The organism is Salinispora fenicalii, assembly GCF_000514815.1.
Taxonomy (GTDB): Bacteria; Actinomycetota; Actinomycetes; order Mycobacteriales; family Micromonosporaceae; genus Micromonospora; species Micromonospora fenicalii.
The window spans coordinates 1-12,745 of record NZ_AZWQ01000022.1; the positions used below are offsets into that span (position 1 = coordinate 1).

Annotated in this window: 16 protein-coding genes; 5 read left to right on the forward strand and 11 right to left on the reverse strand. The window is 66.8% G+C overall.

Annotation, left to right across the window (positions count from 1 at the left end; translation table 11 throughout):
• Positions 1–287 precede the first annotated feature (287 nt).
• The 4 genes from B116_RS28265 to B116_RS0111775 all read right to left on the reverse strand — a co-directional run bounded on the left by B116_RS28265 (position 288) and on the right by B116_RS0111775 (position 3,763).
• A complete protein-coding gene (locus B116_RS28265) occupies positions 288–797 on the reverse strand; it encodes a hypothetical protein (RefSeq protein ID WP_223874567.1) in 510 nt (169 codons plus the stop codon).
• 927 nt (positions 798–1,724) lie between these two features.
• Positions 1,725–2,693, reverse strand: coding sequence for a pentapeptide repeat-containing protein (locus B116_RS26595; RefSeq protein ID WP_033667592.1), 969 nt, complete (start codon positions 2,691–2,693; stop codon positions 1,725–1,727).
• Entirely contained in the window at positions 2,668–3,093 is a 426-nt protein-coding gene (locus tag B116_RS0111770) for a hypothetical protein (protein WP_018723771.1), read from the reverse strand. The genes B116_RS26595 and B116_RS0111770 overlap by 26 nt, the downstream gene beginning before the upstream one ends.
• Before the next feature lie 430 nt (positions 3,094–3,523).
• Positions 3,524–3,763, reverse strand: a complete 240-nt coding sequence (locus B116_RS0111775) for a winged helix-turn-helix domain-containing protein (RefSeq protein ID WP_018218098.1) — start codon at positions 3,761–3,763, stop codon at positions 3,524–3,526.
• Positions 3,764–3,958: 195 nt separating this feature from the next.
• Between B116_RS0111775 and B116_RS0111785 the strand changes: the two genes are divergently transcribed.
• Positions 3,959–4,363, forward strand: a complete 405-nt coding sequence (locus B116_RS0111785; RefSeq protein WP_027660210.1) for a DivIVA domain-containing protein — start codon at positions 3,959–3,961, stop codon at positions 4,361–4,363.
• The gene (locus tag B116_RS0111790) at positions 4,360–4,686 is read left to right on the forward strand and encodes a hypothetical protein (protein ID WP_027660211.1); all 327 of its coding nucleotides are present in this window, start codon (positions 4,360–4,362) and stop codon (positions 4,684–4,686) included. The genes B116_RS0111785 and B116_RS0111790 overlap by 4 nt, the downstream gene beginning before the upstream one ends.
• 22 nt (positions 4,687–4,708) lie before the next feature.
• Here the strand turns inward: B116_RS0111790 and B116_RS0111795 are convergent, their stop codons facing one another.
• From B116_RS0111795 to B116_RS0111815, 5 genes are all read right to left on the reverse strand, one after another.
• A complete protein-coding gene (locus B116_RS0111795) occupies positions 4,709–5,044 on the reverse strand; it encodes a DUF1416 domain-containing protein (protein WP_027660212.1) in 336 nt (111 codons plus the stop codon).
• On the reverse strand, positions 5,041–5,889 hold the full coding sequence (locus B116_RS0111800) for a sulfurtransferase (protein ID WP_018723776.1): 849 nt from the start codon (positions 5,887–5,889) through the stop codon (positions 5,041–5,043). Before B116_RS0111800 ends, B116_RS0111795 begins: the two co-directional genes overlap by 4 nt.
• A 183-nt stretch (positions 5,890–6,072) precedes the next feature.
• Positions 6,073–6,228 (reverse strand): Ms5788A family Cys-rich leader peptide, encoded by a 156-nt coding sequence (locus tag B116_RS28770; RefSeq protein ID WP_018723777.1) that lies wholly within the window; start codon positions 6,226–6,228, stop codon positions 6,073–6,075.
• An 18-nt stretch (positions 6,229–6,246) separates the two neighbouring features.
• Positions 6,247–7,038 (reverse strand): LmeA family phospholipid-binding protein, encoded by a 792-nt coding sequence (locus tag B116_RS0111810; RefSeq protein ID WP_027660213.1) that lies wholly within the window; start codon positions 7,036–7,038, stop codon positions 6,247–6,249.
• Between the two features lie 121 nt (positions 7,039–7,159).
• The gene (locus tag B116_RS0111815) at positions 7,160–8,191 is read right to left on the reverse strand and encodes a hypothetical protein (protein WP_027660214.1); all 1,032 of its coding nucleotides are present in this window, start codon (positions 8,189–8,191) and stop codon (positions 7,160–7,162) included.
• Positions 8,192–8,433: 242 nt separating this feature from the next.
• Here B116_RS0111815 and B116_RS0111820 point away from each other — a divergent pair, with 242 nt between their 5' ends.
• The 3 genes from B116_RS0111820 to mshD all read left to right on the forward strand — a co-directional run bounded on the left by B116_RS0111820 (position 8,434) and on the right by mshD (position 11,108).
• Positions 8,434–9,153: a winged helix-turn-helix transcriptional regulator gene (locus tag B116_RS0111820; protein ID WP_018723780.1), complete on the forward strand. Its 720-nt coding sequence runs from the start codon at positions 8,434–8,436 to the stop codon at positions 9,151–9,153.
• 121 nt (positions 9,154–9,274) lie between these two features.
• Positions 9,275–10,159, forward strand: coding sequence for a polysaccharide deacetylase family protein (locus B116_RS0111825; protein WP_027660215.1), 885 nt, complete (start codon positions 9,275–9,277; stop codon positions 10,157–10,159).
• A 25-nt stretch (positions 10,160–10,184) separates the two neighbouring features.
• Positions 10,185–11,108, forward strand: a complete 924-nt coding sequence (gene mshD, locus B116_RS0111830) for a mycothiol synthase (RefSeq protein WP_027660216.1) — start codon at positions 10,185–10,187, stop codon at positions 11,106–11,108.
• Here the strand turns inward: mshD and B116_RS0111835 are convergent.
• Both B116_RS0111835 and pstB read right to left on the reverse strand, forming a co-directional pair.
• Complete coding sequence (locus tag B116_RS0111835; protein WP_018723783.1) at positions 11,105–11,833, reverse strand: winged helix-turn-helix transcriptional regulator; 729 nt, start codon at positions 11,831–11,833, stop codon at positions 11,105–11,107. The two genes, mshD and B116_RS0111835, sit on opposite strands and share 4 nt — an antisense overlap.
• A gap of 17 nt (positions 11,834–11,850) precedes the next feature.
• On the reverse strand, positions 11,851–12,720 hold the full coding sequence (gene pstB, locus B116_RS0111840; protein ID WP_018723784.1) for a phosphate ABC transporter ATP-binding protein PstB: 870 nt from the start codon (positions 12,718–12,720) through the stop codon (positions 11,851–11,853).
• Positions 12,721–12,745 lie beyond the last annotated feature (25 nt).

Below are 12,745 nucleotides of genomic sequence, written 5' to 3' on the forward strand. Positions count from 1 at the left end.
CACGAGCCTCGCGGTTTCGTCCGCTTCACGGCCTGCCGCGCCTTCCACTACCTTTCCGAAACCCGGTAAACCAGCAAAGATCCTGGTCGCTACGTTACAGCACAGCGCTTCCATCGCGGGCCGGCCTCATCCTCGGCATAATCTATGACCGGCACCGATTCGGGTGCCGGCCACAGATTTGTTCAACTATGAACCAATTAACTCCGGGAGGTGCGGTGGGCGTTACCAGCGCCGGGTGTTGTCGGGCCAGGAGTTGTATGTGAGCGGACCAAGCCGTAGCTTGAGAGTCAAGAAGCGAAGGGATAGCGGAGCTCAAGCAAATTCGCGTCGCCCCGCGACTGCCCCACCCCCAAAGGCTGCCACTCACCCGGGTCAACCTGCTCGGTTTCGACTACCGTCGGGTCATCCTTAACCTCAACTTTGGCGGCCACCGTATGCGTGTCGTCGCCTCGAACAAAATACACCTTTGGGATCTCCACCGTCAGATACCCTGACGCACCGTTCGCACGGAAGCAGAAGTTTCGCCCACTAGGCAAACTAAAGTCGTTACTCTGAACGAGGATCAGATCAGCGGGAGGGTTGCTCGGATTAGCGCCACAGTCAGCGAGCATGATGTGGCCGTCACCCTTAATAAGCTTGATACCCAGTTCGGCCTCGACCTGCGAAGCGCCTGGGTAGTCGAAATCCTCCACAATACTGGGCTGCACATCCTCAGCCGAAGATGGGGAAACTATGCCCAACGTCGTCAGACCCGCCACACTCAACGCCGCAATACCACCCAAAGCAACCTTCCACATCTTCAACACTTCACCCTCATTTCTTGTCGACACCTAGTCCTAGTCGCGGAAATGATCAAGGGACGTCATTGCGCAACCAAGAGTGAGCATGTCATACCAGCCCTCAAGACAAGTGCCGTAGCCACAGATCAGAGTTGATCCCTTTTACACACACTAAATGGGCAGCTCACCTAAATGCTCGGGCCGTCCTTTTTGGTTCGAGTAGACATGAATGAGCTATAATTTAGCCACTTTTACCATATAAGAGCCAAAAGCTTAAAAACACTCTAAAGTTAAGTCAGATTCATGAAGGATAGTCCCCGCACACAGGGCACCTCTGCACATATGCGAGCATTCCGTTGCACGTCAGGCCATTTTCGCGGAGACTATCTGGATCATGATCTGAGGTGGGTAGGTCGTGAAACGTCCGGCCTACCTCAAGTCGGCTCGCAGCGCAGCTCCAATTACAGTCTTCGAAGCTTTCCTATGGACACTCGCCGAACCCGCGTTGCGTCTCAACGCAACGCTCCCTGCACGCTTTGGCCTGGGTGGCACCCATAGCGGATAGCACGACGTGGCGCCTCTCACCGTTGTACGACTCGCCCCAGGACAGGCGACGTCCGGGATTGACCACGATTGTTCCATCGAGGTAGCCGGAGCTCGTATAGTTCGCTTCCCCCCGTCGTCGGTACGGTCACACCTCGAACTTGGGTTGAGGATCTCGTCCGATCTGACTACGGTCAACCGCAGGTGTCGCTCAGGTCGGGTGATACCTGCGGCTCATGGTTTACAGATCCACGTTCATATGGACGCTACCGGTATGACTCGGCGACGGGCACCCGAAGTCTGATCGCGGATATGCCGGTCGAACTACGAGTTCGTCGGGTCTCACAGTCTGGCGGGATGCTCGTTGCGGTCGGCGGGGTCACAGCGGCCAGACGTACCCGGTCACACGACAACCGACTGGCGATCCCGGCCACCGGCTTCTGGTAGCACCACGTAGACGCCCGGTTGATCCGGTCGTTCCGCCGACCGAAACCAGATCTCCGCCGCCCGCTCGGGCGGCCAGATGGTGGCCCAATCCCATCGTGCCCCCGCAAGTTTAGTGCTGGTGAGAACGGCACCGTAGAGGTTGGCCTCACAGAGGTTGACGCCGGTGAGGTTGGCGCGGTCGAGGTTGGCCTCACGGAGATCGGCGCTGGTGAGGTTGACGCCGGTGAGATTGACTCCGCGAAGGTCGACGCCGGCAAGATTCACGCCAGCAAGGTCAACACCGGTGAGGTCGGCACCGATGAGAAACGCGCCGGTAAGATCGGCCCGCGTAAGGTCGGCCGCGGTGAGGTTGGCGGCGGCAAGCTCGACGCCAGCGAGGTCGACGCCAGCAAGGTCAACGCCGCGGAGGTTGGCGGCGGTCAGGTCGACGCCAGCGAGGTTGGCACCGGCGAGATTCGCACCGATGAGGAGCGCGCCGGTGAGGTTGACGCCGGTAAGGTCCGCGCCGCGGAGGTCAACGCCGGCGAGATTCGCACCAGTGAGGTCGACGCCGGTAAGGTCCGCGCCGCGGAGGTCAACGCCGGCGAGATTCGCACCAGTGAGGTCGACGCCGGCGAAGTTGGCGCGGGCGAGGTTGATTCCACCGAGATCGGCCTCGCGAAGATCCCTGTTGCTTAGCTCCGCGCCGGCCAGGTCGGTCTCGCGGAAGTCGGCGGCCCGCGAGTCGTCCTGGCGATTGGCGCTGGACAGGCTACCAAGTTGTTGGGTGGTGAAGGCTGGGGTACGTCGGGTCAGTGCATCAATGAGGTTTCTTAGCCGGCCGGGGCGGGGTGCTCGTGGTGGGTGAAAAGCGGGGGTGGAACGACCGAGCGCGAGCACGAGTTGGCGGCGGAAGGAGTCAGTCGACATCGGAAGAATCCGCATCTCCCAGGGCCCGCTTCTGGTCCTTTGCTGGCGGGGGTGGTAAGGAACGGGCGAGGGGTAACGTCGAGTGATGCTGCGGCGCGGCGGCTTCGGTCGGCGTCATGTCAACCTGGCGCAGAAATTTCTCGATCAATAGTGGTGCGGTGATGCCGAGGAGCCCGGCGGCGAAGGGGCTGGCTAGTTGCCCGTCGGCTCCGATGAGGGCGGCGAGCCCTGCGCCAGCGGCGAGTCGGAGCACGACTGAGGCCAGGTAGGCGGGGAGTCCCGGCTCGTCTGGGCGTTTCCATGGCAGGGTCTTCGCGCGGCGCAACGCAGCACCGAGTTCGAGTGCTTCCACAATGAAGCTACCTAGCAGCCCCCAGAGGGCGGACTCCATAGTGGAAAGGGGCTCGAACGACATAGGCGAACAATAGCCGTCCCCTTCCTTCTGTCACCGGTTGGCCGGCAGCTGGCAACCGGCCAACCAGAAGCTACGGGAGAACACCGAAGTCGGCGAAATCTTAGAACCCGGACCGGGGATAAATCAATGCCGAGACGATGAATGTAGTGAACGATCACACTGGCAAGGAGTTCACAATGTTAAAGTGAACGTTCGATTTGTCATCGTCTCGCGGCATAGGTCCCACAGGACAACCGCCGAGGACGCAGAACCCGGCTTTACGCTCAAATCGCCCAAGATGTCCTAGCGCAGCTTTCGGACGCAACCGATGATTAGGCCAAGCAACCTTTGGTGGCACTCCACCCCACCACGCCTGTGACACCGGCCAGTAACAGCCAGACGCGCGACCATTGACCGTACGCTTTGCCGGAGGTCGGGCGGCACTGGCGGGTCAGGGTTTACGGAGCCACGTCTTCGGATCAGTCACGAAGACGCCCTTGCCCTGGTGGCGGTTAATCACCTCCAGCGCCTCCAGTCGTACGTTGACGAGCTGGATCGTGGACGGGCTTACGCCGTACCGCTCGCAGAGCTGAGCGATCGAGGGCAGCTTGTCCCCCGCTCTGTATCGGCCTGACCTGATGTCATCAATGATCTCGTCGGAGATCCGGATGTAGTCCGGTGTCGCTGGCATGTCACTCCTCGCGTGGCACCTCCGATTCGATCACGAGATAGACAAGGACGACAAGTTTAAGGTGTTCCTTGCCTACCTTGGCTTCCTTGTATAAGTTGAGCGCCAGGTCCTCCTCGCGTGGCAACGAGTAAGGGCTCGATCCCCCGGTCGGGGTGGGCTGGGCACGGCTCACCCCGACCCATCCGGTCAGGAGAGGTGGTTGACGTGCGTAACCCGTTCCGACGTTTCCGTCGCTGGCGAGACCGCCCCGCCGCGAGCCACCCCACTGCTCTCGCCGACTCGCTGATCGGCGCGAACGTGTGTCGCCCCACCGGCGCCGACAGCGATGTGGACCGCCACCGGTCCTTCGCCGGCAACGCGGGCGGGCACCACCGGTCGGCGACGCGCTGGCCGTTGACCCCCGAGCAGGTACGCCAGCAGCAGTTCCCACAGGTCCGGCGGGGACTCGACGCGTCCGAGGTGGAGCTCTTCCTCTATCGGGTCGCGGCGGACCTGTCCGCGCTACAGACCGAGCTGAGGAGGACCCGGGACGAGAACATCCGAATCAAACGGGCGCTGCGCGACTGGCAGTCCCGGTTCACGCCGGGCGTACGGGCATGACCGCGACCGACCGCGCCGATCGACCGCGCTTCGTCGTCCATTTGACCATGCACGCCGACGACCTCGCCGACGCGCGCCTGCTCGCCCGCTCGTTGGCCCGCTCCCTGTGCTTCCTGCCCGAGCTGGTGCTCGGGGAGACGACGGTCTCCGGCACCGGCGTACCCGACGTACACCATCAGGATTTCTGTGACCGGCTGTTGGAGCACGGCTGGCGCTGCCTGCTGCGGCCCGACCACGACGGCGGCTGTTCCCGGCGGTTCCTCCAGCCCATCGTCGGGCGGGCGCGACGCGACCGGACGACTGCGGCCCGCAACCGGAGGTAGCGGGCCGCAGTCGAACCTGCTGTCAGTCGACGGCGACCGGGACGGTCGCCTCGTTGACGCCCCGGCTGGCGGTGATGACGGTGTCACCGTTGCCGTGCCGGGACAGTGCGCGCAGTCGCCACGTGCCCGGCGCCGCGAAGAAGCGGAACTGCCCGGCCGGCGAGGTGACCACCTCGGCGGTGAACTCGTCGGCGGAATCGAGCAGCCGGACGTACGCACCGGTCACCGGCGTACCCGCAGCATCGCGGACAACACCGGTGATGACGGTCTCCTTCTCCAGGTCGAGGCTGGTCGGCAGCGGGGCGGCCTGATCCGGGGCGGCACATCCGGCCGCGGTCGAAACAGTCATGACGATCACTCCTTCCCGGGCTCGTCGCCGAGCGCCACCGGCACGCCGACCAGTGAGCCGTACTCGGTCCAGGAGCCGTCGTAGTTCTTCACGTTCCGGTGACCGAGCAGTTCCTGGAGCACGAACCAGGTGTGCGAGGAACGCTCACCGATCCGGCAGTAGGCGATGGTCTCCCGGCTGTCGTCCAGCCCGGCCGCTGCGTAGATCTCGCGCAACTCCTGGTCGGACTTGAAGGTGCCATCCTCGTTGGCCGCCTTGGACCACGGCACGCTGATCGCGGTGGGGACGTGGCCCGCGCGCTGCGCCTGCTCCTGCGGAAGGTGGGCGGGGGCGAGCAGGCGGCCCGTGTACTCGTCCGGGCTGCGCACGTCGACCAGGTTCTTCGTACCGATGGCGGCCACCACCTCGTCGCGGAACGCCCGGATGGTGTGGTCCGGCTCCTGTGCGACGTACTGCGTCGCCGGGCGGGACACCGCCTCGGAGGTCAGCGGGCGGGCGTCCAGCTCCCACCTCTTGCGACCGCCGTCGAGTAGCCGGACCTCGCGGTGGCCGTAGAGGGCGAAATACCAGTACGCGTACGCGGCGAACCAATTGTTGTTGCCGCCGTAGAGCACGACGGTGTCGTCGTTGGTGATGCCCCGCTCGGAGAGCAGCGCCGCGAACTGGTCCTTGTTCACAAAGTCCCGGCGGACCTGGTCCTGCAGGTCAGTCTTCCAGTCCAGCTTGATCGCACCGGGCAGGTGGCCGGTGTCGTAGGCCGAGGTGTCTTCGTCGACCTCGACGAAGACGACACCCGGGGTTTCGAGGTTCTTCTCGGCCCAGTCGGCCGAGACGAGTGCGGTGTCACGACTCATCAGATCACTCCTGGTGAGGATGGATGGGTGAGCCAGCGCGCGGGAAGTCATGGTGCGTCAGTCATCCACCACGCGCGGGACCCATGGCTCGGATCGGATCCTGGGTTCGTGCGACGGCGCCGCTGGTTGGCGCAGGAGGGGGCACCAGTCAGGTGCGCAGACCCTGGGCGCTGGGAGGCCGCGTCAGGCGGCCGAGGACAACCCCGCCGTCCACCGGACAGGGCAACACAGGCAGGTGGCCACACGGCACAGGTCGACCGCGCGCCGTTTGGTGAGGAACATCCCCATGGGCAGGGAGACTACCAGCGATGTCGCCGCGAGCCACGGCTCAACCAGCATCCGGGACACGTACTCGGCTCAGCTCGCCGCGTGGATCGGCACCTCGACCGCTTCCGCGGTGACCTGGAGCCCTTCGGGTAGCGGCCGAACCTCACTGACGGTGAGGTCGAACGGGAGCACTGGCAGTGGCAGGTCAACGGAGATGCCCTCGGCGAAGCTGCTCAGTAGCGCCTGGACCAGCAACCCGTTCGGCATTTCCTCGGGAGTCAGGTCGGTGAACCGCAGCGACACCTGACCTTGGTTGACCGTGATGTCGGCGGTGCCGCTGACCGGTACCCGCTGCCCGAGGAGATCCATCGGAGCGGTCACCACGAGCTGACCGTCCCGCTCCCTCAGCTGCAGCCCTTCCTGGCCGATCTGGGCGGCGAGGCTGTCGTAGCTGATGGTGCCGGTGCCGGTGATGCTCCCGGCGACCACTCCGCCCCGTCCGGAGCGAAGGGTGTCCAGCGAGGCGGTCACGTCGTAGGCGTCGATGTCGAGGGTCGGCAGGGCCAGCACATCGCCCTGGACTGCCCCCCGGACCTCGTTGAGCCCGATGGAGATGCGCTCATAGCGGCCGTCGAGGACCTGGGTGACGAAGGGGAAGCCGCCGATCTCGACCTCGGGGGGCCCGGCCTGTACGCCCTGGGTCGCGAGTTCCGCGCGGACCTGGTCGGTCAGTGCGCGTTCGGCGACCCCCGCCGCCACCCGGTCGGCCACCACCAGCAGCCCAACCAACCCCAGAAGCAGGACCAGGAGCACGACGAGTACGCGCCGCCCGCGCTGTGGCCGGGGGCGTTCGTCCTGGTACGTGCGCTCCTCGGTCGTCACCGCCGTCACTCCTGTCACCGCCGTCACTCCTAGCACTGCCGTCACTCTCCTGGCGCCACCATCGCTCCCGGCGCCGCCCTCACTGCGGCGAGGCTACCCGGACCCGTGCTGCTCCGACCGCTCAGAGAACCAGCTTGCACAGGACATACGCGGCCGGCGCGGCGAGGGCGAGCCCGGTAAGCGGACCTTGGATGTGCTGGATCGCCCACCCGGGAGTCGGCTCGCCGGCCATTTCCCGACCCGCCTCCGCGAACCCCACGGCGAGGTCGGCCAGAACGGCGACGACCGCCGCAACCAGTCCCATGATCGCAGCCCGGGTCGGGGTGAACGGGGTGACGAGGTAGCTGCCCAGAAACGCGCTGACCATGGTGCCGACCATGGCGCCAACGACCACGCCGACCGCGCCCCGCGGCACCTGGGGGGCCAGCCGGGGCCAGGCGGCGAACGCGTCGGTGATCCGGGCTACCGCGAGCGCGACCCCGGCCGCCGCCAGGCAGACCGTGATGACCTGGGTGCCCATTGGGATCCGGGTGAGCACGATCATGGTGGGGAAGGCGACCGCCCCGGCGACGATGAGCACGGTTCCTCGCAGCGATTCGAGGACCTGCGCCCGGTCAACCCGCCGGACGAACTGGCCCACGACCGCAGCGACCAGGCCGACCAGCAGGATCTGCACTAGCGGCATCAGCCTGGCCGGATCGCTACGGACGGCGACGGTGTCGGCGACGATCGCGGCGACGCCGCCTACCCCGGCCACTGTCATCAGCGCCGGTGGGCGAACCGCCATTGTCCAGGTCAGCACCGAGAGCGCCTGGACGCCGATAATGACGGCGGTGAAAGGTAGCCGGTGCCCGGGGCCGCTGGTCTGCGCCGCCAGCACCAGCCCCGTCCCGAGCAGCGCCGCGAAGCCGGCGATGGCCAGCGCGACTGATCGGCGTACCTCGACCGGTGGAGCCGCCTCCGCGTCCTGGTCCTGGCCGTCACCCGGGTCGCCCGCAGGCCGCCGGCCCGGCTCCCCGTCCCGCCGGGCTCGGCGTGGGCCGCCCCGCTCCGGCCGCCCGTCGTCGCCCCCGACCCGCGGTGCGGGCGGACCGCTGGACGGCTGTTCGGGCCAGGGCTCACGGCCGGTCTCGGGCCTGCTGGAGTGAAGCACCCACCGATCGTGCCAGACCGCACGGTGCGACGGGCGGCACGGTTTCGGTGACGTTAAAACCTGCCCCCCAGTCATGGGTGTAACAGACAAAACGGATTCGCGCTGAAGGTTGACGCAGGGCAATCGGTTAGGCTCACCCTGTTTACCCGCCCGTCAGTGACGCCGGGACCACGCAGTACCCCAGTGCCCTCAGTGCGGAGCGTGCGCTGGTCACGCGCGGCCACGGCGCCGCCGGGACGGAGGTGATCGTGGAGATCCTGCTTCTGGTGACGGCACGCGCAGGTGAACCATCCGCTGTGCTGCCAGCGCTCGACTTACTGCCCCACTCGGTCCGCACCGCCCCGCGCGATGTTCGCACCCTGGTCGCCGGCCCCAGCCCGGACGTGGTCGTGATCGACGCCCGCTCCGAGCTGAGTGAGGCCCGGGACACCTGTCGCATGTTGCACGCGACCGGACTCAACGCGCCCCTGCTCGCGGTCGTCACCGAGGCCGGGCTGATCGCACTCAACGCCGACTGGGGCGTTGACGATGTAATCCTCGCCTCAGCCGGCCCGGCCGAGGTCGAGGCCCGGTTACGCTTAGTGATCGGCCGGTTGGCGGACACCACCATGGGAGCCGACAGCTCGATCCGAGCCGGCGAGTTGACCATCGATCCGGACACCTACGCCGCGAAGCTGAAGGGCCGCCCCCTCGACCTGACCTACAAGGAGTTCGAACTACTCAAGTTCCTGGCGCAGCATCCGGGGCGAGTCTTCACCCGGGACCAGCTGCTGCGCGAGGTATGGGGCTACGACTACTTTGGCGGGACCCGCACCGTGGACGTGCACGTCCGACGGCTGCGTGCCAAGCTCGGCTCCGAGTACGAGTCGATGATCGGCACCGTCCGCCAGGTCGGCTACAAGTTCGTTGTCCCGCCCGCTCGGGCGCTACCGGAGTCGGAGCCCGCCCCGATCTCCGTCTGATTCATTATTACCTATTTGCCCGATTATTACCATTATCGGGATTATCCTCATGTTCTAAGACCGCTTACCGGTAAGTACGGGGGTACATACGGTGCAGACGAAAGGCGGCGATCCCACCCGATTGAGCGGGCTGAGGCAAATCACCCCAGCCACCCGTTCTCTCGCCATCGCAGCCGTGGTCGTGATCGCGTTGCTCGGCTCCGCGTTCGCGATCGGGCGCGGCATCTCGCCGATGGGATCCCCGGTCACCAGCAGCGCCACCACGCCGCACTCGACCGATCAGCCGAGCGCCTCCGAGACCCCGTCCCCCGACGACAGCCCCGCGACCGCGCTGCCGCACGACGACGGCACGTCGGCCGCCCCGGAGCCGACCGCCCCCGAGCCGACCCCGAGTAGCGACTATTACGACGAAGGCGCCCAGTACACCACCGGAACCTCGGCCGTGGCCCTGACCTTCGACGACGGGCCAGACCCCCAGTACACCCCACAGATCCTCAGGTCCCTACGGAAGCACGGGGTCACCGCCACCTTCTGCGTGACCGGCCAGAACGCCAGCGCCTACCCGGAGCTGATCCGAGCGATCGTGGCCGACGGCCACACCCTGTGCAACCACACCTGGGACCATGACATCGCCCTTGGCTCCCGGTCGCCGGATGAGATCCGGGCGGACCTGACCCGGACCAGCAACGCGATCCACGCTGCCGTCCCCGACGCCCCCATCACGTACTACCGCCAGCCCGGCGGCGCCTGGACCTACTCGGTCGTGTCGACCGCCCAGGAACTGGGATTGACCCCGCTGCACTGGACGATCGACACACGGGACTGGGAGGCCCCCGGCGCCGACCCCATCACCGCGACCGTGCTCGACGGGGTGGTGCCCGGTTCGATCGTGCTGCTGCACGATGCGGGCGGGCCCCGGCAAGACACGGTGGACGCGCTCAACCAGATCCTGCCGGAACTCACCGCCCGCTTCCCGGTCGCGGCGCTGCCACCCAGCATGACCTGACCGGTGGACGGGCTACCGTGACCCGATGAACAGCACCGAACCCGACAGCGACCGGGTGACCCGAACCGATCGGCTCAGCCCACCGGAGATCGCCGACGTGCTGGCACTCGCCCAAGCCGCGGGGGACGCCGACGGCGCGAACCCATTCGACGAGCACACCCTGCTCCGGCTCCGGGACCCGCACGCACCCACCCACCACCTCACCACCCGCGCCGCCAACGGCACCTTGACCGGGTACGCGCACCTGGACATCACCGACCCGGCCGCCGGCACCGGGGTGGAGTTGGCGGTCCACCCCGCGTACCGCCGTCGGGGAACCGGACGAGCCCTGGCCCGAGGCGTACGCGCGGCCGTCACCGGCCCACTCCGTGCCTGGGCGCACGGCGACCACCCCTCTGCCGCCGCACTCGCGGTGGACCTGGACTACCGGCGCGCCCGGGTGCTCTGGCAACTCCGCCGGCCACTCACCGCCCCGGTCCCGGAGCCACCCCTGCCCGACGGGGTGACGCTGCGCGCGTACCGGCCCGGAGCCGACGACGACGCCTGGCTGGCGCTCAATGCCAGGGCCTTCGCCGACCACCCGGAACAGGGCCGGTGGACCGCCGCCGACCTACGGGCCCGCCTTGACGAGCCGTGGTTCGACGCGGCCGGTTTCCTCCTCGCCGTCAACCCGGCGGGACAGCTACTCGGCTTCCACTGGACCAAGATCCATGACCGGCCCGGCTCCGCCCGAATCGGCGAGGTGTACGTGCTCGGCGTTGACCCGACCGCCCACGGCGGGGGGCTCGGCAAAGCGCTGACCGCGGCCGGGCTGGCATACCTGCGAGACCGGCGGGGCCTGGACCGGGTGATGCTCTACGTGGACGAGTCCAACACCGCGGCGGTGGCCCTCTACGAGCGGCTCGGCTTCGCCCGGTGGTCGGCGCACGTCAACTACCAACTGGGCTAACGCTCCGGTGAGGCGAAACGGTAGCCCAGCCCCCGCACCGTGATGATGAGCGGCTGCTGCTCCCCCTCCGCCTCCAGCCGCTTGCGGAGCCGCTTGATGTGCACCGTGAGGGTGTTCGAACTCTCCCCGGTCGACCCGTCCCACACCGCCGACAACAGCTGCTCCCGGCTGACCGTCCGGTCGGCATGGGTCATGAAGAAGTACAGGAGCCGGAACTCCTTCAACGGCAGCGACACCGGCCGACCGTGCAGCGTCACCTCGTAGGTGGCCGGCTCCATGCGGAGACCGCCCAGCTCAACCGGCGGGTCCAGGCTGCCGGCGGTCTCCGGTCGGATTCCACGCAGGATCGGCACCACTTCGTCCACCCGGTACGGCCGCCGGACGCAGGCCGTGGCGCCGGCCCGGAGCGCCCCGACGGCTACCGACCCGTCGTCATCCCCCACCCCGACCAGGGTGGGGATGCCGGCCTGCCCGACCAGCAGCCGGACCAACTCGGTGCTGGCCATGGTGGTGAGCCCGGCCGAGACAACAGCCGCGTCCGGTTGCAGGGCACCAGCGGCCAGCAGTGCCTCGGCGGCGTGCGGGAAGTACTGCCCATGTACTCGGAGGGTGGATAACTCCGTCACCAGCTCTGGGCCGGCGACCTTGTCGTCATCCACTACAAATAGTAGAAAGCGCCCCTCCGCTCGATAGTCACCCTTGGTGTTCTCGACGACGTTATTCATCGACACCGGCCGCGGGATCAGCCGAAGCGGCCGGTGATGTAGTCCTCCGTGCGCTTGTCTACCGGATTTGTGAAGAGCTTGCCTGTCTGGCTGAACTCGACCAGCCGACCGTGCCGCTCCTGCTGCTCGTCCACCTCGGCGGTGAAGAAGGCCGTGTAGTGGCTTACCCGGGCCGCCTGCTGCATGTTGTGGGTGACGATGACGATCGTGTAGTCATTCGCCAGCTCCGACATCAGGTCCTCGATCTTCGCCGTAGCGATCGGGTCGAGCGCCGAGCAGGGCTCGTCCATGAGGATGATCTCGGGCCGGACGGCGATCGTCCGAGCGATGCAGAGCCGCTGCTGCTGGCCGCCGGAGAGGGCCAGACCACTGGTCTTGAGCTTGTCCTTGACCTCGTCCCAGAGGGCGGCGTCGCGCAGCGCCTTCTCCACCAGGTCATCCATGCTGGAGACCTGCATGCCAGTTACTCGGGGCCCGTAGGCCACGTTGTCGTAGATCGACTTGGGGAACGGGTTCGGCTTCTGGAAGACCATGCCGATGCGGCGCCGGACCTCGATCGGGTCGACGTCCTTGGCGTACAGGTCCTGGCCGTGGTAGGTCACCGAACCGGAGACACGGGCTCCGGGGATGAGGTCGTTCATCCGGTTCAACGACCGCAGGATGGTCGATTTGCCACAGCCGGAAGGGCCGATCATCGCCGTGATCTGCTTCTCCTGGATCGGCATCGACGTGTCGCGCACGGCCTCGTAGGCGCCGTAGAACACGCTGACGCCGGAGAGCTTCATCACCGGGTCCGCCGCCTCGGACGTGCGGGCTCCGGTCGATTGGGCGCCAACGCCGGCGACACTGACGCTGGGCCGGTTGGTGGTGTCGGTGGTGGGGTTCACGGTGCTCACCTCTGGCTGGGGTGGG